This is a genomic window from Streptomyces sp. GSL17-111, assembly GCF_037911585.1.
In the GTDB taxonomy this organism is placed as follows: domain Bacteria; phylum Actinomycetota; class Actinomycetes; order Streptomycetales; family Streptomycetaceae; genus Streptomyces.
In genome coordinates this window covers 2,075,801-2,094,644 of record NZ_JBAJNS010000001.1, presented here as the reverse complement: position 1 = coordinate 2,094,644, position 18,844 = coordinate 2,075,801, and the positions used below count along the sequence as shown (strand labels likewise).

General features: G+C 73.1%; 18 protein-coding genes. 17 read left to right on the top strand and 1 reads right to left on the bottom strand.

Annotation, left to right across the window (positions count from 1 at the left end):
• Positions 1 to 8: 8 nt before the first annotated feature.
• Positions 9 to 410, bottom strand: coding sequence for a YchJ family protein (locus V6D49_RS09025; RefSeq protein ID WP_340558650.1), 402 nt, complete (start codon positions 408 to 410; stop codon positions 9 to 11).
• A gap of 137 nt (positions 411 to 547) precedes the next feature.
• Here V6D49_RS09025 and V6D49_RS09020 point away from each other — a divergent pair, with 137 nt between their 5' ends.
• The 17 genes from V6D49_RS09020 to V6D49_RS08940 all read left to right on the top strand — a co-directional run bounded on the left by V6D49_RS09020 (position 548) and on the right by V6D49_RS08940 (position 18,843).
• On the top strand, positions 548 to 1,339 hold the full coding sequence (locus V6D49_RS09020) for a hypothetical protein (protein ID WP_340558649.1): 792 nt from the start codon (positions 548 to 550) through the stop codon (positions 1,337 to 1,339).
• Positions 1,336 to 1,857, top strand: coding sequence for a DinB family protein (locus tag V6D49_RS09015; protein WP_340558647.1), 522 nt, complete (start codon positions 1,336 to 1,338; stop codon positions 1,855 to 1,857). The genes V6D49_RS09020 and V6D49_RS09015 overlap by 4 nt, the downstream gene beginning before the upstream one ends.
• Positions 1,858 to 2,257: 400 nt before the next feature.
• Entirely contained in the window at positions 2,258 to 2,905 is a 648-nt protein-coding gene (locus V6D49_RS09010) for an RNA polymerase sigma factor (RefSeq protein ID WP_340558646.1), read from the top strand.
• On the top strand, positions 2,905 to 4,212 hold the full coding sequence (locus V6D49_RS09005) for a hypothetical protein (protein WP_340558644.1): 1,308 nt from the start codon (positions 2,905 to 2,907) through the stop codon (positions 4,210 to 4,212). The genes V6D49_RS09010 and V6D49_RS09005 overlap by 1 nt, the downstream gene beginning before the upstream one ends.
• A gap of 226 nt (positions 4,213 to 4,438) precedes the next feature.
• On the top strand, positions 4,439 to 5,038 hold the full coding sequence (locus tag V6D49_RS09000; RefSeq protein WP_340558642.1) for a SecDF P1 head subdomain-containing protein: 600 nt from the start codon (positions 4,439 to 4,441) through the stop codon (positions 5,036 to 5,038).
• Between the two features lie 114 nt (positions 5,039 to 5,152).
• On the top strand, positions 5,153 to 5,716 hold the full coding sequence (locus tag V6D49_RS08995; RefSeq protein WP_340558640.1) for a Uma2 family endonuclease: 564 nt from the start codon (positions 5,153 to 5,155) through the stop codon (positions 5,714 to 5,716).
• A 346-nt stretch (positions 5,717 to 6,062) separates the two neighbouring features.
• On the top strand, positions 6,063 to 7,409 hold the full coding sequence (locus V6D49_RS08990; RefSeq protein WP_340558638.1) for a DUF6716 putative glycosyltransferase: 1,347 nt from the start codon (positions 6,063 to 6,065) through the stop codon (positions 7,407 to 7,409).
• A 113-nt stretch (positions 7,410 to 7,522) separates the two neighbouring features.
• On the top strand, positions 7,523 to 8,710 hold the full coding sequence (locus tag V6D49_RS08985; protein WP_340563823.1) for an acylneuraminate cytidylyltransferase: 1,188 nt from the start codon (positions 7,523 to 7,525) through the stop codon (positions 8,708 to 8,710).
• A gap of 121 nt (positions 8,711 to 8,831) precedes the next feature.
• Complete coding sequence (locus tag V6D49_RS08980) at positions 8,832 to 9,794, top strand: N-acetylneuraminate synthase family protein (protein ID WP_340558636.1); 963 nt, start codon at positions 8,832 to 8,834, stop codon at positions 9,792 to 9,794.
• Between the two features lies 1 nt (position 9,795).
• A complete protein-coding gene (locus V6D49_RS08975) occupies positions 9,796 to 10,893 on the top strand; it encodes a hypothetical protein (protein ID WP_340558634.1) in 1,098 nt (365 codons plus the stop codon).
• 137 nt (positions 10,894 to 11,030) lie between these two features.
• Positions 11,031 to 11,249, top strand: coding sequence for a hypothetical protein (locus V6D49_RS08970; RefSeq protein ID WP_381481513.1), 219 nt, complete (start codon positions 11,031 to 11,033; stop codon positions 11,247 to 11,249).
• Between the two features lie 227 nt (positions 11,250 to 11,476).
• Entirely contained in the window at positions 11,477 to 12,724 is a 1,248-nt protein-coding gene (locus V6D49_RS08965; protein WP_445330493.1) for an amidohydrolase, read from the top strand.
• A gap of 231 nt (positions 12,725 to 12,955) precedes the next feature.
• Complete coding sequence (locus V6D49_RS08960; RefSeq protein ID WP_340558632.1) at positions 12,956 to 14,002, top strand: BMP family lipoprotein; 1,047 nt, start codon at positions 12,956 to 12,958, stop codon at positions 14,000 to 14,002.
• Positions 14,003 to 14,380: 378 nt separating this feature from the next.
• The gene (locus V6D49_RS08955) at positions 14,381 to 16,009 is read left to right on the top strand and encodes an ABC transporter ATP-binding protein (RefSeq protein WP_340563818.1); all 1,629 of its coding nucleotides are present in this window, start codon (positions 14,381 to 14,383) and stop codon (positions 16,007 to 16,009) included.
• Positions 16,002 to 17,180 carry an ABC transporter permease gene (locus tag V6D49_RS08950; protein WP_340558630.1) on the top strand — a complete coding sequence of 393 codons (1,179 nt, stop codon included), beginning with the start codon at positions 16,002 to 16,004 and terminating at the stop codon, positions 17,178 to 17,180. Before V6D49_RS08955 ends, V6D49_RS08950 begins: the two co-directional genes overlap by 8 nt.
• The gene (locus tag V6D49_RS08945; protein WP_340558629.1) at positions 17,177 to 18,439 is read left to right on the top strand and encodes an ABC transporter permease; all 1,263 of its coding nucleotides are present in this window, start codon (positions 17,177 to 17,179) and stop codon (positions 18,437 to 18,439) included. Before V6D49_RS08950 ends, V6D49_RS08945 begins: the two co-directional genes overlap by 4 nt.
• A complete protein-coding gene (locus V6D49_RS08940; protein ID WP_340558627.1) occupies positions 18,436 to 18,843 on the top strand; it encodes a cytidine deaminase in 408 nt (135 codons plus the stop codon). Before V6D49_RS08945 ends, V6D49_RS08940 begins: the two co-directional genes overlap by 4 nt.
• Position 18,844: the final 1 nt, after the last annotated feature.

Below are 18,844 nucleotides of genomic sequence, written 5' to 3'. Positions count from 1 at the left end.
GGACGGCGTCAGGGGGCGTCGCCGTCGACGTAGACCCAGCGGCCCCGGTGTCGCACGAAGCGGCTGCGTTCGTGGAGCGAGCCGACGCCGCCCGGGACGGCGTAGTGGGCGCGGAACTCCACGGTGCCCTCGGCGTTGAAGGGTCCGCCGTCGGTGCTGGACAGCACGTCCAGGCGCAGCCACGCCTGCTCGCCGTCCAGCCGCAGCTCGGCGGGGCGGGTGTCGGGGTGCCAGGTGCGCAACAGGTAGTCGGTGTCGCCCACGACGAAGGCGGCGTACCGCGAACGCATCAGCTCCTCGGGGGTGCCCGCCGTCACCGTCCCGCCGTGCAGGCGGCCGCAGCACGCGGCGTAGCGGGTGGCGCGGCCGCACGGACAGCGGTCCTGGTCCCGTCCCTCGTCTCGTGACATGACCCCATTCTGGACGGCCGCCCGCCGCGCCCGGGAGGCGGCCGTCCCCGGACGGGGTGGGCGGGACGAGGGGGCCACGGCGACCTGGGACGACCTGCCCGGCACGTGTTACCGTCCGCTCGCCGAGGAGGGGTGTCATGCGGAAACGGGACCGGGGCCTGGGCCGGGAGCGCGGCGAGCGGCCGCACGACCCGTTCGCCGTCGGCCGCCGGGCACGGCTGCGGATCTACGTCCCGCTCGTGGCGGTGATCCTCGTCCTGCCGCAGCTGAACGACGGGGGAGCATACCGGTCCCCGCACCGACCGTCGGAGGCGGCACGCGTCGCGCCGCAGGCCGAGGGGCTGCACGGCTGCGGCGCGGGAGGCCCGCCCGCCGTCGCCCCGCCGGACACGGAGGCCCCGTACCTGCGGTCCCAGGGTCACGGGTACGTGGCCGAGATCGAGGACGACGCGGAACGCTTCTCCGTGCACCTCAGCCTCGTCGTGCCCGAGACGCACCCTCTCGCGCTGACGCCGCCGGTCGCACCGGACGGGGTGACCGTCGAGCTCCACGGGGCGGACGGCGAGGGCCTGATGGCGTACGCGGACGGCCTCACGCCCCGCCTGGAGGACGAGCGGGACCGGGAGGCGGACTCCGTGCGCGTCACCGGTGACCGGCCGCTGGCCCTCACCGTCGACGTGCCGACGTCCGCCGTGTGCCCGGGGCACCGGCTCCGGGACCTGATGTGGGACCCGTTCGCGTCCGGTGCCGACGGGCCCGTCGGCCCGGTCGTGACGCTCACCCTGGCGGACTCCCGCGTCGGCCCCGACCTCGTCGTGCAGGAGCCACGGGTCCCGCGCAGCCTGGTCCCGGTGCGGGCCGAGGCGGCGCGTACCGTCGAAAAAGGACTACGGAAGGCGCCCCGGCGCGCGTACCGTCGCTCGCCATGACCACACCACCCCGGACCCGCCCCGCGTACGACGCGGACGAGCGGACACAGCTCCTCGGCTGGCTCGACATGCAGCGCGCGATCGTCCACTGGAAGTGCGCGGGCCTGTCCGAGGAGGACGCCCACCGCCCGGTCCTGCCGTCCTCTCCGGCCATGACGGTCGCCGGCCTCGTCGCCCACCTGCGGTGGGTCGAGCGCGACTGGTTCGAGATGATCTTCCTGGGCCTGCCCGGCAAGGGGCCGAAGTTCGAGAGCGCCCCGGATGTCGAGGACCCCGACATGCGGGTGGACGACGTTCCGCTCGCCGACCTCCTCCGGGACTACGAGCGGCAGTGCGCGCGCTCGAACGAGGTCATCGCGGCCCACGAACTCGACGAGAAGGGCCGGCACCCGGACTTCCGCGCCGCGTCGGCGTCGCTGCGCTGGGTGCTGTTCCACATGATCGAGGAGACGGCCCGGCACGTCGGCCATCTGGACGCGATGCGCGAGATCCTCGACGGCGAGACCGGCTACTACTGACCGGCTCGCACCCACCCGCCGGTTCCGGACACGAGGACGGCCGAGGTCGCCACCCCCCACAGGAGAGACCCCGGCCGTCGTCGTTCACGGACTGCGCAGGCGGCCCGTACCTCTCTCTGCGCCAACGGTTGGCGATGTGTTACAGGCGCGGCACCCTCCCTGGCATCCGTTATCGACCGGTTATCAAGGGGGCCTACGGCGAATGCAAGTACACCTGCAAGTACAGATGCAAGTTCACCTACTCACCGGTCCGGCATGGACGAGGGTGCTCGGGAGGGCTAGCCTGCTGGTCGCATCGACAGTGGTCGAAGCTTGAACATTTCTTGCAGCGAGGCGCGCCCGGCCAGGGGTGTGACCGGGACCGGCCGTCGCGAAACGACGCAAAGTAGGGCAGGGCAGCGTGCAGGGGGACGACGCGGAGCTGACCGCCGCGCTAGGTGCGGCGCAGGAAGGTGACGAAGACGCCTTCCGAACCGTGTACCGCGCTGTGCAGCCTCGGCTGCTCGGCTACGTCAGGACACTCGTGCCGGAGGCCGACGCCGAGGACGTCGCCTCGGAGGCGTGGTTCCAGATAGCCCGCGACCTGGATCGGTTCAGCGGTGACGCCGACCGGTTCCGCGGCTGGACGGCGCGCATCGCCCGCAACCGGGCGCTCGACCACATCCGGGCCCGCGGCCGTCGTCCGGTGCAGGGCGCGGACGAGAGTGAACTGACCGGCATGCCGGACGGGGTGGACACCGCCGACGAGGCCCTCGCGTCGCTCGGTACCGGACGGACGATGGCCCTCATATCCCAGCTCCCCCGCGACCAGGCGGAGGCCGTCGTGCTGCGGGTCGTCGTGGGCCTCGACGCCAAAGGAGCCGCCGCTGTCCTGGGCAAACGCGCAGGTGCCGTGCGGACGGCGGCGCACCGGGGGCTGCGTAAGCTGGCGGAGCTGCTCGACGGACCTGACGGGGCCGACGGAGTGGAAGCAACCATTCCTGATCAACGGCTGAACCAATCCCGCAGTGTGACGGAAAGGGCGGCTCCGACGCTGAGGAAGACGTGATGGCCGACGACCGGTACGCATGGTTGGACGAGGAGGCTGCGGAGCGGCTGCTGCGCGGAGACCCGGGGGGAACGTCCGAAACGTCCAGACCCGGTGGCGCGTCGGCGGTGAACGGCGTTCCCGTGACGGGAGGCGCCGAGCGGCTCGCCGACGTGCTGGGCGAGCTGGCCCCGGGATGCCCGGAATCTGGTGAACTGCCCGGAGAGGCCGCCGCACTCGCCGCCTTCCGGGACGCCCGGAAGACCTGGGCCCAGGACCAGGTGCTGCGCAGTGACGGGCTGGACGACTCCCCCCTCGCCGTCGGACGGCGCGCGTTGCTCCGCACGGGGCGGCCGTTGCGCGCCGCGCTCGCGGTCGCGCTCGCCGGGTGCGCGGTCGGCGGCGTCGCGGTGGCCGCCACCACCGGGGCCCTCACGAAGCCCTTCGCCGAACCCACCCGCGTGCCCGGGGCGTCGGCCACCTCACCCCTCAGCCCCTCCGACACGGCCACCGCGCCGGACGAGCGGGACGACGGCGGGCAGAACGCCGGCCCCGGCGGCGAGGCCGCCCCGTCCCCCGGCGCGGACGGCTCCGGCCCGGACGGTCCCGACACCGGGGGACGCCCGTCCGAGGGCGGCGACGTGGCCGAGGGCTCTCGCGGCGAACCGGGCGGCCGGGACGGTGGCGAGGCCGGACGTCTGGAGGACCGCCTGGAGGAACTCCTGGAGGACGGTGAACTGACCGGCCCGCCCCGCACGGAGAAGGACCGCAGACTGGCGGTCGCCCTGTGCACGGCCCACGAGTCCCAGCAGCTCGGTTCCGGTGAGCGCCGCATGCTGACCGAAGCGGCCGGCGGCCCGCACCACGTCGCCGACTTCTGCGGTGAGTACGGCGGGCACGACGGGGACGGCGATTCCGGCCACCCCCGGCCCGACGGCCCCGACTCCGGACCGGAGAACCCCGGTGACGGCCTGGAGGGCGGCGACGGTCTCGAAGGCGGTGACGGTCTGGAGGGCGGTGACGACCTCGAAGGTGGTGACGGCCTGGAGGGCGGTGACGGCCTGGAGGGCGGCGACGACTTGGAGGGTGGCGACGACCTCGAAGGTGGTGACGGCCTGGAAGGCGGTGACGACTTGGAGGGCGGCGACGAGGTGACCGATCCGCCCAGCCCTGACCCCACACCCACCCCCACCCCCACGCCCACGCCCACGCCTTCGCCCACGAACCCGGCCCCCACCAGCGGTTCCAGCCCCGGGGCGAGCCCCTCGGGCTCGGCCTCCGGGCGGCCCTCCACGACGCCTTCCGGTTCCGCGCAGACCCCCGAGTAACGTTTTTCGACACCTCGGCGCAGTACAGAGTGAGCCGACTGGTCATCGGCGAGCGCGCCACCCGAGGTTCCCCCCGTACCGACGGGTCCGCGCATTGGCGCGGGCGGGATATGTTCCCCCGATCCCGCCCGCGCCCCAATCTCCCTCTCCCGCGGTTCGCCGCAAGCCTCCCGTGGTTCCCGCGAGCGCGTCCCGCGCCGGGCCCAGGGCCTGGCACACTCCCGTCATGCAGGAGATCCCGTTTCGCGCCGTTGCCCTGAGGGCCGCCGCGGCGGTCGCCGTCCTCGCGCTCGCCGCCTGTTCCTCGAACACCGCCACCGACGACCGTGAGGCCGGGCCGACCGGGCAGCCCTCCTCGGCGGCCTCGCCGGAGTCGAGCGCCGGTGACGCGCCGCCGCTCGCGTTCGCCCCCGTCCGGACGTCGACGCCCGGCGCCTGCCCCTCCTCGGCGCAGGAGGGCACCTGGCTGGCGGACACGAACGATCCGGAATCCCCGGTCTGCTACGGCGTCCAGGAGGACACGGCGTTGCGCGTCACCGGCCCGGTCGAGGCGGAGGCGGAGTTCGCCGAGGAGCAGGGGACCTGGCTCGTCAACGTCTCGCTCGCCGGTGCGGACGCCGAGCGGTTCGGGGAGCTGACCGAGCGCCTCTCGACGCAGTCCCCGCCGCAGAACCGGCTCGCCATCGTCCTCGGCGAGTGGGAGGCCGAACCGCGTGTGCTGTCCGCCCCCAGCGTCGCCGCACCGCTGCGCGACGGACGGCTGCAGATCTCCGGCACCTTCACTCAGGACTCCGCCCGAGCCCTCGCAACCGAACTCAACCGCTGACCGCCGCATGCCCCGCCGGATCCGACCCCACCCGGCGGGGACGCCCGTATGCTGGTCCTGTACCGCCCGCCGGGACACCTGCGGGGGTCGGGTGGACGAGGAGGTGAAGAGGACATGACCGTAGCCCTTGACCACACGGGGCCCTGGACCGTCGCCGACGTCCTCGCCCTGCCCGAAGACCGCACCACGCGCTACGAACTGCTGGGGGAGTCCCTCGTCATGTCCCCCGCGCCCGGCATCCGCCACCAGCGGGCCTCGCTCCGCCTCGCCATGATCCTCCACGCGGCGGCCACGGCGGCCGAAGCACCGGTCGAGGTCCTGGAGGCCATCAACGTCATCCTGCCTTCCGGTCTCGTGGTCCCCGACCTCGTGGTGGCCGATGCCGGAGCGACCGCCGAGGACGGTGTCAGCGTCGAGGCCGAAGGTGTTCAGCTGGTGGTCGAGCTCGTCTCCCCCGGCAACCGCACCGTGGACCGGAAGTTCAAACCGATGCTGTACGCGGAGGCGGCCATCCCGCACTTCTGGCGTCTGGAGTTCGATCCGGCTCCGATGCTCGTCGTGTACGCGTTGCAGGGCGGCCGGTACGTGGAGCGGGCGACCGCGCTCGCGGGCGCGACCACTCACCTGGACGTCCCCTTCCCGGTGGCGATCGACCCCGCCGGACTCTCCCGGCAGTAGATCCGCCCGGCGGAACGTCGAGCTGCGCGCACCCAGCGTTCACCGCGTGGCCGGGTCCCTCCTTCCGCCGGATGGCGCGCGGGCGGCTCCCTGTGGTGCTCCCCGCGCCGTCCCTCGTCTCGTTGAAACGCCGTGCGGGTCGAACGGGTGGTGAACGTCCGGGGCCGCCGGGGGCGTGCGGCGCGCGCGGTGGGTGGCCGGGTGGCCGCCGGTAGCTGAACTCGCGGTGTACGAGCCGTGAACTGTGCCCGGAAAAAGGCTGGTTGGCCAATCGGCGAAGTCCTGTTAACCCGCCGTTGCCCCGGTGTTGGGCAGTCCTGCGGAAACGGTTCCTAGCGTCGGCGACGTGCCAGAACCAACCGTTCCCGGGTCCGCCGAACGCCTCCTGCGCGTCGCCGTGCTCGCCGACTCCGACACCCGGTGGAAGTGGGGTGCGCTCACCGCGCAGCGCCTCGCCGGGCCCTCGGGGAGCGCCGTCGTCGACGGGATGCTGCTGCGGGGCCGGGCCACGCCCACCGCCCGCCAGCTCCAGGACACCGGAGTGCGGGACGCCCACGTCCGTGAGGTGACGACCGCCGAGTTCCTGGCGGAGGCGGGCGCGGAGGGCGCGTACGACGCCGTCGTCCTCGCCTGTGTGGGCGGCGCCGTGCAGGCGATGCTGCACGGTCTGGCCAACCAGTGGCAGGGCCGGACGCGCCGGCCCGTGGTCGTCACCGGGTACGTCGGCGTCGTCTACGAGAAGCTGGCCGACGGGCTCCTCCTGCGCAACGGCGCCGACATGGTGCTGGCCAACTCGGCCTACGACGCCGACCGGTTCCGGGACGTCTACGCGGGTGTCGGCACCCGTACCGGCAGCGTCGTGGAGTGCGCGCTGCCCTTTCTCGGCGGGACGCCCTACGCCCCGTCCGACGAGCGGCCGTACACGGTGACGTTCGCCGTCCAGCCCTCCGTGCCGGAGGTGCGCAGGGACCGGCTGTACCTGCTCCAGCGGGCCGTCGGCCACGCCCGGCTGCATCCGGAGCGCGAGGTGCTGGTCAAGCTGCGCAGCAAGCCGGGCGAGCAGACCACGCACATCGAGGAGTTGCCCTACCAGCGGCTGGCCGAGCGGCTGCCGGGCGGTCTGCCCGACAACTGCCGCCTCGTCTACGGGCACATGGGCGAGGTGCTGGACCGCACCGACGTCCTCGTCACCGTCAGCTCGACGGCCGCCCTGGAGTCGCTGCACCGGGGCGTCCCGACCGCCGTCCTCACCGACCTGGGCGTCCGGGAGGCGCTGGGCAACCACCACTTCGTCGGCTCGGGCTGCCTGACGTCCTGGGACCGGCTGGACGCCGGGGAGGTGCCGCGCGCCGACCCGGACTGGACGGCGCGGCACGGTGTCGTGGGGGCCGCCTACGGCCCCTACGAGTCGGCCTTCGAGGGCGCCCGCAAGCGGCTCGCCCAGCTGCTCGCCGACGAACTGCCGCCCCTCAACCCGTACTACACCTCCGTGACCGCCGGGGGGTACCTGCCGGGCATCCTCGCCCGCTACGGCCTGACGCCCGACGGCACTCCGAACACCTCCGGCACGTCCGGGTCGTCCGCCGGACTCGGCGGGGCCGCCCGCCGCGTCGTGCGCCGCGCCGCTCGCGGTGCCTACCGCCAGGGCGTGCAGCGCGTCGCGCCCGTCATCCGCCGCATGGGGCAGCTGTGACGCCCGCCGAGGGCCCGACGAGCCCCGCCGAAGGACGCCGCCCCGCCGACGGCGTCGCCGACCGGACCGCCGCTGCCGAGCGCACCGCCGGCAACGTGAGCCAAGGAGCCACCGTGCCACCCACCGTCCTCGCCGTGATCCCCGCCCGGGGCGGCTCCAAGGGCGTGCCCGCCAAGAACCTCGCGCCGGTCGGCGGTGTGCCGCTCGTGGCCCGCGCGGTCCGCGAGTGCCTGGCCGCCGGGCACGTCACGGACGTCGTCGTCTCCACCGACGACCCGGCCATCGCCACCGTCGCCCGCGAGGCGGGCGCCGTCGCCGTCGAGCGGCCCGCCGACATCGCGGGCGACACCGCGACCAGCGAGGCGGCCGTCCTGCACGCGATGGACGTCTTCGAGGCCCAGCAGGGCCGCAGCGTCGACGTCGTGCTCCTCGTGCAGTGCACCAGCCCGTTCCTCGACCGGGCCGACGTCGCCGGGGTGGCCGCCGCCGTCCTGGCCGACGGCGCCGACTCGGCCCTGACGGTCGCGCCGTTCCACGGCTTCGTGTGGCGCGAGCCGGACGGGCGGGCCGGGGGAGAGGGCGTCAACCACGACAAGGCCCACCGCCCGCGCCGCCAGGACCGCCCACAGGACTTCCTGGAGACGGGCGCCGCCTACGCCATGCGGGCCGACGGGTTCCGCGCCGCCGGGCACCGCTTCTTCGGCCGCACCGACCTGGTGCGCACCGACCCGGCCCGCGTCCTGGAGGTCGACGACCCGCACGAGCTGGCCCGTGCCCGCGCGCTGGCCCCGCTGCTCGACACCCGCCGGGCGGGCAGCCTGCCGGGCCGCGAGGACGTCGACGCGGTCGTCCTGGACTTCGACGGCACCCAGACCGACGACCGGGTGTACGTCGACTCCGACGGCCGGGAGACGGTCGCCGTGCACCGGGGCGACGGTCTCGGCATCGCCGCACTGCGCCGTGCGGGCCTGCCGGTGCTGATCCTCTCCACCGAGGTCAACACGGTCGTCGCCGCCCGTGCCCGGAAGCTCAAGCTGCCGGTGCTGCACGGCATCGACCGCAAGGACCGCGCCCTCAAGCAGTGGTGCGAGGAGGAGGGCGTCGCGCCGGAGCGCGTGCTCTACGTCGGCAACGACGTGAACGACCTGCCCTGCTTCGGCCTCGTCGGCTGGCCCGTGGCGGTGGCGAACGCGCACGACGTCGTGCGCGGCGCCGCCCGCGCCGTCACGACCACCCCCGGGGGCTCCGGGGCCGTCCGCGAGATCGCCGGCTGGCTCCTCGGCCCCTCCCTGACCCCCTGAACCCCCTGAAGCCCGCGAACGCTCCGACCCCGCCGGACGCACACCGGTCCGGACCCACGACACCGACCCCCGCGCGCGGCGACCGCCGCGAGACCGCGACGCCCGGAAGAAGGAACCTCCCATGAGCAACACCCGCCTCCGCACCCTCGGCGACAAGACCGCCGGCCCGGGGCAGCCCGTCTACGTCACCGGCGAGATCGGCATCAACCACAACGGTGACCTGGAGAACGCCTTCGCCCTGATCGACGCCGCCGCCGAGGCCGGCTGCGACGCCGTCAAGTTCCAGAAGCGCACCCCGGAGATCTGCACCCCGCGCGACCAGTGGGACATCGAGCGCGACACCCCCTGGGGCCGGATGACCTACATCGACTACCGGCACCGCGTGGAGTTCGGCGAGGACGAGTACCGCAGGATCGACGAGCACTGCAAGGAGAAGGGGATCGCCTGGTTCGCCTCCCCGTGGGACACCGAGGCCGTCGCCTTCCTGGAGAAGTTCGACCTCCCGGCCCACAAGGTGGCCTCCGCCTCCCTGACCGACGACGAGCTGCTGCGCACCCTGCGCGCCACCGGCCGCACCGTCATCCTCTCCACCGGCATGTCGACGCCGAAGCAGATCCGCCACGCGGTCGAGGTGCTGGGCAGCGAGAACATCCTGCTCTGCCACGCCACCTCCACCTACCCGGCCAAGGCCGAGGAGCTCAACCTGCGGATGATCCACACCCTGCAGGCCGAGTTCCCCAACGTGCCGATCGGCTACTCGGGCCACGAGACCGGCCTCCAGACGACGCTGGCCGCCGTCGCCCTCGGCGCCGTGTTCGTCGAGCGCCACATCACCCTGGACCGCGCCATGTGGGGCTCGGACCAGGCGGCCTCCGTCGAGCCGGGCGGCCTCCAGCGCCTCGTGCGCGACATCCGCACCATCGAGTCCTCGCTCGGGGACGGCGTCAAGAAGGTCTACGACAGCGAGCTGGCGCCCATGAAGAAGCTCCGCCGCGTCAAGGGCGTCATCGCGGAGACCGAGGAGGCCGGTGGCACGGACGCCGCCGCCACCGCCGGTGCGAGCGGCGAGCCCGCGCGGGTCTGAGATGACCGCTCCCGACGCCCCCCTCCCCGAGCCCGAGCGCACCGGCCCGCGCCGGGCCGGGGACGGGGGCACCCTGGCCTTCGTGGAGAGTCCGGTCCAGCTCCTCAACGTGCTGGAGTGGGCGCACGTGAGGGCCCCCGACGACGCCCTGACCCTCGTCGTCCTGCCGCCGCACGACCCGATGACGCGCGGTCAGCTGCGCCGCATGGCCCAGCTCGCCCGCGACGAGGGGCACGCCGTGGACTGGTCGGAGGCCAGGGGCACCACGAGTGCGCCGCTGAAGACCGTGCTGCGGCTCGCCCGACCGCTGCGCACGGCGCGGCGCATCGTCATCGGCGACCCGTTCTCGCGGTACGTGCAGCTCCTGCTGGCCCTCTCCGGTGACGCGGCGGACCTGACCGTGGTGGACGACGGCACGGCGACCATGGAGTTCACCGCCCAGCTCGCCGGGGGAGCGAAACGCTTCACCCGCTGGCACCGGTCCGGCGCGGGCGGCCCGCGCGCGCTGCTGTTCGCCCCGGTGTCCGGGCGCGCCCGGCGGCGGCTCACCCCGCGCCCGGGGCGCGCCGTCGAGCTGTTCAGCGCGATGCCGGTCGAGGTGCCCGAGGGGGTCGACGTCGTCGAGAACGCCTTCGCCTGGACGCGGGAGCGCTTCGGCCCGCCCGCTCTCATAGCGGGCACCGACCTGGTCGGCACCTCGCTGGCGGAGACCGGTGTCGTGGACGCCGACCGGTACGTGGAGGCCGTCCGCTCGCTGGCCCGCGCGCACGGTGCCGTGCGGTACTTCGCCCACCGCCGGGAGGGCATGGAGAAGCTGCACCGCATCGCCGTCGAGTGCGGGGTGGAGATCGTCCGGCCCGACCTGCCGCTGGAGCTGGTCGCCCGGCGCGGGCCCGTCGCCCGGACGGTCCTCAGCTTCCCCTCCACCGTCGTGCACACCCTGCCGCTGGCCCTCGCGGGCACCGGCGTGCGGGTGGCCGTCTGCGACGTGGACCGGGCCTGGTTGACGGACGCCGCCTCCCCGCGCGCCCACGGCTTCCTGTCCGGCGTCACCGCCACCGCGCGCGGCGCCCACCGCCTGCGCACCTCCACCCCCTGACCGGCGGCGGGGCGGGGATCGGGCGTGGCGGTGATCACGGCGCGGACCCTGCCCGTGCGGCGGTGGCCCGCACCTGAGTACGCTCGCGGACGTCCCGCCCGCACCGGGCGGGCAGGAACGTCGCGACGGAGACAGAGATGACGATGACGCGCCCCGCCGAACGGGCCACGGGCCAGGCACCGATCTACGACAGCCTCATAGAGGAGCACGGCGACGTGCCCGCCGAGGTGCGTGCGGTGGCCGAGAAGGCGCAACGCGAGGTCGCCAGAGCGCTGGACTGGAGTGATCTCGGGACGCACCCGCTGTCCTCCGGTGCCTCCTCGCACGGGCACCCGCCGGAACGCGGTGGCCGGTGACGCGTCGGCCCCTCCAGGCCGGCTGATCGAACACCTCCGCCCCGTCCGCCTCACCCGTAACCGGCGAAACATGCCAGACGGGGTGAGAGCGGAAGCAGAGAACCAACCGGTATACCCATCTCACTCTGGACGTATGCGCGGATCGGGCGAGGATTTTTTCCCCTGTGTGGCTTAACTTTCCGTGATCACCGACCGGGAAGGGCCTTCGGGGGCATACGCTCGGTTGGGTGAACCAACTGTTGTCAGCCAAGTCCACCCAGCGGACCGCCGGTGAGACACCACTGGACGGAGCCCTCCCGAGCGCGTTGCGCGACGAACTCGTCATGTTCCGGCGCGACCTGCACATGCATCCGGAGCTGGGGCACCAGGAGTTCCGCACCACCGCGGCGATCAGGGCGCGCCTCCAACAGGCCGGGCTGCGCCCCCGCGTACTCGCCGGCGGCACCGGGCTGATCTGCGACGTTCACCCCGGCGGGGCCGAGTCCTGGGACGGCCGCCGCCCCATGCTCGCGCTGCGTGCCGACATCGACGGGCTGCCCATCCCGGACACCAAGACGGTCTCCTACCGCTCCACCGTGCCCGACCGCGCCCACGCCTGCGGACACGACGTCCACACCACGGTCGTCCTCGGCGCGGGCCTGGTCCTCGCCGACCTCGCCGCCGCCGGGCGGCTGCCGCACTCGGTCCGGCTGATCTTCCAGCCCGCCGAGGAGGTCCTGCCGGGTGGCGCGACGGACGCCATCGACGACGGCGCGCTGGACGGCGTCGGGCGGGTCATCGCCGTCCACTGCGACCCCCGTGTCGACGCCGGGCGGATCGGGCTGCGGCCCGGCCCCATCACCTCCGCCTGCGACCGGCTGGAGGTCACCCTGGCCGGGCCCGGCGGCCACACCGCCCGCCCCCACCTGACGACCGACCTCGTCACGGCGGCGGCCCGCGTCGTGACCGACGTGCCCGCCCTGCTCGCCCGCCGCGTGGACACCCGCGCCGGGCTCGCCGTCACCTGGGGGCGCATCGTCTCCGGCCACGCGCCCAACGTCATCCCGCAGCGCGCGGAGCTCTCCGGCACCGTCCGCTGCCTGGACCTGCCGGCCTGGCGCGCCGCACCCGACGTGGTGCACGCCGCCGTGGACGAGGTCGCCGCGCTGCACCACGCGAAGTCGGAGATCAACTACATCCGCGGCGTCCCGCCGGTCGTGAACGAGACCACGACGACGGAGCTGCTGCGCAACGCCATGGCCGCCCGGCGGGGTGCGCACACCGTGGAGACGACCGAGCAGTCCCTCGGCGGCGAGGACTTCTCCTGGTACCTGGAGCAGGTGCCCGGCGCGATGGCCCGGCTCGGCGTGCGGACGCCCGGCGACCCCACCTCGCGCGACATCCACCAGGGGGACTTCGACGCGGACGAGCGGGCGATCGACGTCGGCGTCGAGCTGTTCACGGCCGCCGCCCTCCTGGACGCCTCCCACGGCTGACGCCCCCCGCCCACCCCGCCCGCGCCCCCCGCTGCGGGAAGGCCGCGGGGCGGGGCGGGCCGGGCCGAGGACGGTGTCTCGGTGCACCCGGGGCATGGCGCAAAGTCGCCGTTAACACCGAAACGATAACGGACGTAAGCCGGGGCTTTACCTGACATCTACGCGCGTTACTCTGAGCCGGAGAGCCAGCGCCGGAAGAGGCGCTTCCTGAGAGTCGAAGGAGACCTCCTCTTGCGTCGGGTCACCAAGCTTGCCGCCGCGGTCACCGCCACCGCGGCTCTCGCACTCACCACCGCCGCCTGCGGCGGCACCTCCACCGAGTCCTCCGGCGAGTCCGAGGACAAGGGTGCGGCCATCGCGTACGACGTCGGCGGCCGGGGCGACCAGTCGTTCAACGACGCCGCCTACGCCGGTCTCAGCAAGGCCGAGGAGGAGTTCGGCTGGGACGGCGAGGACATCGAGCCGTCCGACGGCGAGTCGGACGCCGACAAGGCCAGCCGGCTGAACGAGTTGGCGCGGCTGGGCTACAACCCGGTCATAGGCGTCGGCTTCGCCTACGCGGGTCCGATCGAAGAGGCCGCCAAGAAGAACCCGGACGTCACCTTCGGTCTGATCGACGACGAGACGGTCACGGGCGACAACATCGTCAACATGGTCTTCAGCGAGGAGCAGGGCTCCTACCTGGCCGGCGTCGCCGCCGCGCACGCGACCGAGACGGACGTCGTCGGCTTTGTCGGCGGTGTCGAGGTGCCGCTGATCAAGAAGTTCGAGGCCGGATTCGTCCAGGGTGTCCAGGACACCGACCCGGACATCGAGGTCAAGCGCCAGTACCTCACCCAGCCGCCGAACATGGACGGCTTCTCCAAGCCGGACCTCGGCAAGGAGGCCGCGCGCGGCCAGCTGGACGCCGACGCCGACGTGATCTACCACGCCGCCGGCCTGGCCGGGCAGGGCGTCATCGAGGCCGCCGCCGACCGTGACCGGTGGGTCATCGGTGTGGACTCCGACCAGTACGAGCAGAAGACGCTCGCGCCGTACAAGGACAACATCCTCACGTCGATGACGAAGGACGTCCCGGACGCGGTCTACAACCTCATCAAGTCCGTGGAGGACGGCGACCCGCAGTCGGGCGTCATCCGCTACAACCTGGAGGCCGACGGCGTCGCCCTGAGCGACTCCAACCCCGCCTACCAGGAGATGACCGAGCTGACCGAGGCCGTCGAGCAGGCCAAGGCGGACATCGTCGCCGGCAAGATCGAGGTCTCCCCGACCCCGTGACGCCACCGGCCGGGAGCCACCGGCCCCGGCACGGACTTTCGGCCCGGAACCGGGCGGCGGGCATCCTCCGTCGCCCGGCCCGGGCCGCCCGTGGACCGGCCCGCTCCCGGCGGGACCCTCCCGCCGCGCCACCCGTCCCGCGCCACCCGTCCGGCCGCCGTCCCCGGCCGGGAGTCCGGTGCATCCGGCGGGAACTCTACGCGCGTAGTCGAGGGTGCGGCACGATAGCGTCACCACGCCCGCACCGTCCCGCACGTCTCACCGGCACCCGCCGTCCCGTACCACCGAACCTGCCGTCCCCGCCGTCCCGTCCCCGCCGTCCGTCCGGCGCCGTCCCGTCCTGACGAGCCCGCTCCTTAGCCCCGAGGAGAGTGCACCATCAACGCGTCCAGCAGTCCGCCCGCCGTCGAGCTGGCCGGCATCACGAAACGCTTCCCCGGCGTCGTCGCCAACCACGACATCCACCTGTCCGTCCACAAGGGCACGGTGCACGCGATCGTCGGTGAAAACGGCGCGGGCAAGTCCACGCTGATGAAGATCCTCTACGGCATGCAGAAGCCGGACGAGGGCACCATCACCGTCGACGGCGAGCAGGCCACTCTGCACAGTCCCGCCGACGCCATCGCGCGCGGCATCGGCATGGTGCACCAGCACTTCATGCTCGCCGACAACCTCACCGTGCTCGAGAACACCGTGCTCGGCGGCGAGAGCCTGTACGGCATCGGGGGCAGGGCCCGCGACAAGATCCGGGAGATCTCCGACGCCTACGGCCTCGGGATCCGCCCCGACGTCCTCGTGGAGGACCTCGGCGTCGCCGACCGGCAGCGCGTGGAGATCCTCAAGGTGCTCTACCGGGGCGCCCGCACACTGATCCTCGACGAGCCGACGGCCGTCCTCGTCCCGCAGGAGGTCGACGCCCTCTTCGCGAACCTGCGCGAGCTGAAGGCCGAGGGCCTCACCGTCATCTTCATCTCGCACAAGCTGGGCGAGGTGCTGTCCGTGGCGGACGAGATCACCGTCATCCGGCGCGGCACGACGGTCGCCTCCGTCCGCCCGGACGAGGTCAGCACCAAGCAGCTCGCCGAGCTGATGGTGGGCAGCGAGCTCCCCACCCCCGAGACGCGCGAGTCCACCGTCACCGACCGGCCCGTGCTGAGCGTCGCGGGGCTCACGGTCCACACGCACGACGCGGAGCACGGCGACCGCACGGTGCTGGACGACGTCGACTTCACCATCCACGCGGGCGAGGTCCTCGGCCTCGCCGGTGTCGAGGGCAACGGCCAGACGGAGCTGATCGAGGCCCTCATCGGCCTCAAGCACGCCGACGCGGGCACCATCCGGCTCGGCGACGAGGAGATCACCGGCTGGGCCACCCGGCGCCGCCGCGAGGGCGGCATCGGCTACATCCCCGAGGACCGGCACCGGCACGGTCTGCTGCTGGAGTCCCCGCTGTGGGAGAACCGCATCCTCGGCCACGTCACCGAGCAGCCCAACAGCAGCGGCTACTGGCTGAAGCCGAAGGCCGCCCGCGCCGACACCGAGCGGATCGTCGAGGAGTACGACGTCCGCACGCCCGGCATCGAGGTCACCGCCGGCTCCCTGTCCGGCGGCAACCAGCAGAAGCTGATCGTCGGCCGGGAGATGAGCCACCACCCGCGCTTCCTGATCGCCGCCCACCCCACGCGCGGGGTGGACGTCGGCGCGCAGGCGCAGATCTGGGACCAGATCCGCGAGGCCCGCCACGAGGGTCTGGCCGTGCTGCTGATCTCGGCCGACCTGGACGAGCTGATCGGCCTGTCCGACACCCTGCGGGTCATGTACCGCGGCCGTCTGGTCGCGGACGCCGACCCCGCCACGATCACCCCGGAGGAGCTGGGCACCGCCATGACCGGCGCCGCGTCCGGACACCTGGAGCACGAAGAGGGTCACCCCGCCCAGGGTTCGGACGCCGACGGCCGTCCCGACGCCGCGTCCGGTGCGCAGAACGAGGAGAACGAGCATGAGTGACGGTGGAAAGCCGGGCGTGGCCGCAGCCTCCGGCCGCCCGACGACGCGGGCCCGGCTCGACCGCCTGGTCCTGGCGCTCGGCGGACCGGTGCTCGCGCTGGGCGTCGCGATCCTGCTGACGTCGGCCGTGCTGCTGCTGTCGGGCCGCAGCCCGGTCGAGCCGTACGTCCTGATGATCGAGTACGCGGGCAACGCCGACATCCAGGTACTCATCGTCAACCAGGCCACGACGTACTACATCGCGGCGCTCGCGGTGGCCGTCGGCTTCCGGATGAACCTGTTCAACATCGGCGTCGACGGGCAGTACCGGCTCGCGGCGATGGTGGCGGCCGTCACGGGCGCGGCCTTCTCGCTGCCCGCCCCGCTGCACGTCCTGGTGATCATGCTGGTCGCGATGTTGACCGGTGCGTTCTGGGCCGGGATCGCGGGCATCCTCAAGACCAGCCGGGGCGTCAGCGAGGTCGTCTCCACGATCATGCTCAACGCGATCGCGACGAGCATCATCGCCTACCTGATCCTGCCGGCGCAGTTCGGCGAGCAGCGCGGCAACAACCTGACGACGGGCCAGATCGCCGAGTCCGGCTGGTTCCCCGGCTTCGACACCGGGCCCGGCGGCGTCGTCTACGGCTTCATCGTGGTCGCCGCCCTGCTCGGCGTCGTCTACTGGCTGGTGCTGAACCGCACCCGCTTCGGCTTCGACCTGCGGGCCACCGGCGCCAGCCAGAGCGCCGCCGCCGCCAGCGGCGTCGACGCCAAGCGGATGGTCTTCACCTCCATGGTGATCTCCGGGGGCGTCGCGGGCCTCGCGGGCATGCCGGTGCTCCTCGGCGACTCGCACACCTACAGCCTCGTCTTCCCCGTCGGCATCGGCTTCACGGGCATCACCATCGCCCTGCTGGGCCGCAACCACCCCGTCGGCATCGCCTTCGGCGCCCTCCTCATCGCCTTCCTCGACAAGGCCTCGGCCACGCTCGACTACAGCGGGTACGAGAAGGAGATCGCCACGATCATGCAGGGCCTGATCGTGATCGCCGTCGTCATCAGCTACGAGGCCGTCCGCCGCTACGGGCTGCGCCGCCAGCAACAGAAGGTCGGTGAGGAGCTCGCCGCACAGGCCGCGAGCGCCCCCGGCGACACCAGCCAGAACCTGAGCAAGGGGGCCTCGGCATGAGCACCGCCACCATCAAGGCGGCCGCCGCGCCGCGCAAGCCCGCCGGCCGCAGCCGGCTGTCCCTCGCCCAGTGGATGCTGGTCATCGCCGCGGGACTCGCCCTGTTCTCGCTGGTCCGGCTGATCACCGACGCCAACGGCATCACCTCCACCGGCCAGGTCTCCGCCGCCCTGCGGCTGGCCGTCCCGATCGGTCTCGCCGGTCTCGGCGGCCTGTGGGCCGAGCGTGCGGGCGTCATCAACATCGGCCTCGAAGGCATGATGATCCTCGGCACCTGGTTCGGTGCCTGGGCGGGCGTGCAGTGGGGCCCGTGGACGGGCGTCATCATGGGCATCGTCGGCGGCGCGCTGGGCGGGCTGATCCACGCGATCGCCACCGTCACCTTCGGCGTCAACCACATCGTCTCCGGTGTGGCCATCAACATCCTCGCGGTCGGCGTCACCCGCTACCTGTCGAAGTTCACCTTCGACACGATGGAGGGCGGCACGGAGAAGCAGTCCCCGCCGATCGAGTCGATCACCAGCATCACGGTGCCGGGGCTCTCGGACTGGATGCGCGATCTCAACGACAAACACTGGTTCTTCGTCTCCGACCTCGCCGGCGTCGTGGGCGGCGTCGTCACGAACCTCTCGCTGCTGACCGTCGTCGCCCTCGCGCTGGTCCCGTTCAGCTGGTGGGTCCTGTGGCGGACGGGCTTCGGTCTGCGGCTGCGCTCCTGCGGCGAGAACCCGACGGCCGCCGAGTCCCTCGGCGTCAACGTCTACAAGTACAAGTACCTCGCGGTGATGATCTCCGGCGGCTTCGCCGGGCTCGGCGGTGTCTTCCTCGCGGAGGTCGCGGCCAACATCTACCAGGAGGGCCAGACCGGCGGGCGCGGCTACATCGGTCTCGCCGCGATGATCTTCGGCAACTGGATGCCGGGCGGCATGGCCATGGGCGCGGGCCTGTTCGGCTACGCCGACAGCCTCAACCTGCGCGGCGGCGGCACCAACGTGCACGCGCTGCTGCTGTTCCTGGCGATCCTGCTGGCCATCGCCGTCGTCTGGGAGCTGTACCGCAGGAAGTACGTCACGGCGCTCGTCGCCGGTGTGACCGGCCTCGGCCTGTTCGCCTACTACCTGGCCGTGGACGAGGTGCCGAGCCAGTTCGTCTCCGCCGCGCCGTACGTGGCGACGCTGCTGGTGCTGTCCCTGTCCGCGCAACGGCTGCGCATGCCGAAGGCCAACGGGCGGCCCTACCGCAGGGGCGAGGGCAAGTGACGCACGCCGAGCCCCCCGCCCCCGGCTGGGAAGCGCTGCGGAAGCTGGCCCGGGACGCCATGTCCCGGGCCTACGCCCCCTACTCCGGCTTCCCCGTCGGCGCCGCCGCCCTCGTCGACGACGGCCGGACGGTCAGCGGGTGCAACGTGGAGAACGCCGCCTACGGCGTCGCCCTGTGCGCGGAGTGCGGACTGGTGTCCGAGCTGGTCGCCACCGGCGGCGGTCGGCTCACCCACTTCACCTGCTGCGACCGGCACGGCGACCTGCTCATGCCCTGCGGGCGCTGCCGCCAGCTGCTGTGGGAGCACGGCGGCCCGGAGCTCGCCGTCGACACGGCCTCCGGTGTCCGCCCCCTGTCCGAACTGCTGCCCGACGCCTTCGGCCCGTCCGATCTCGACCGCTGAC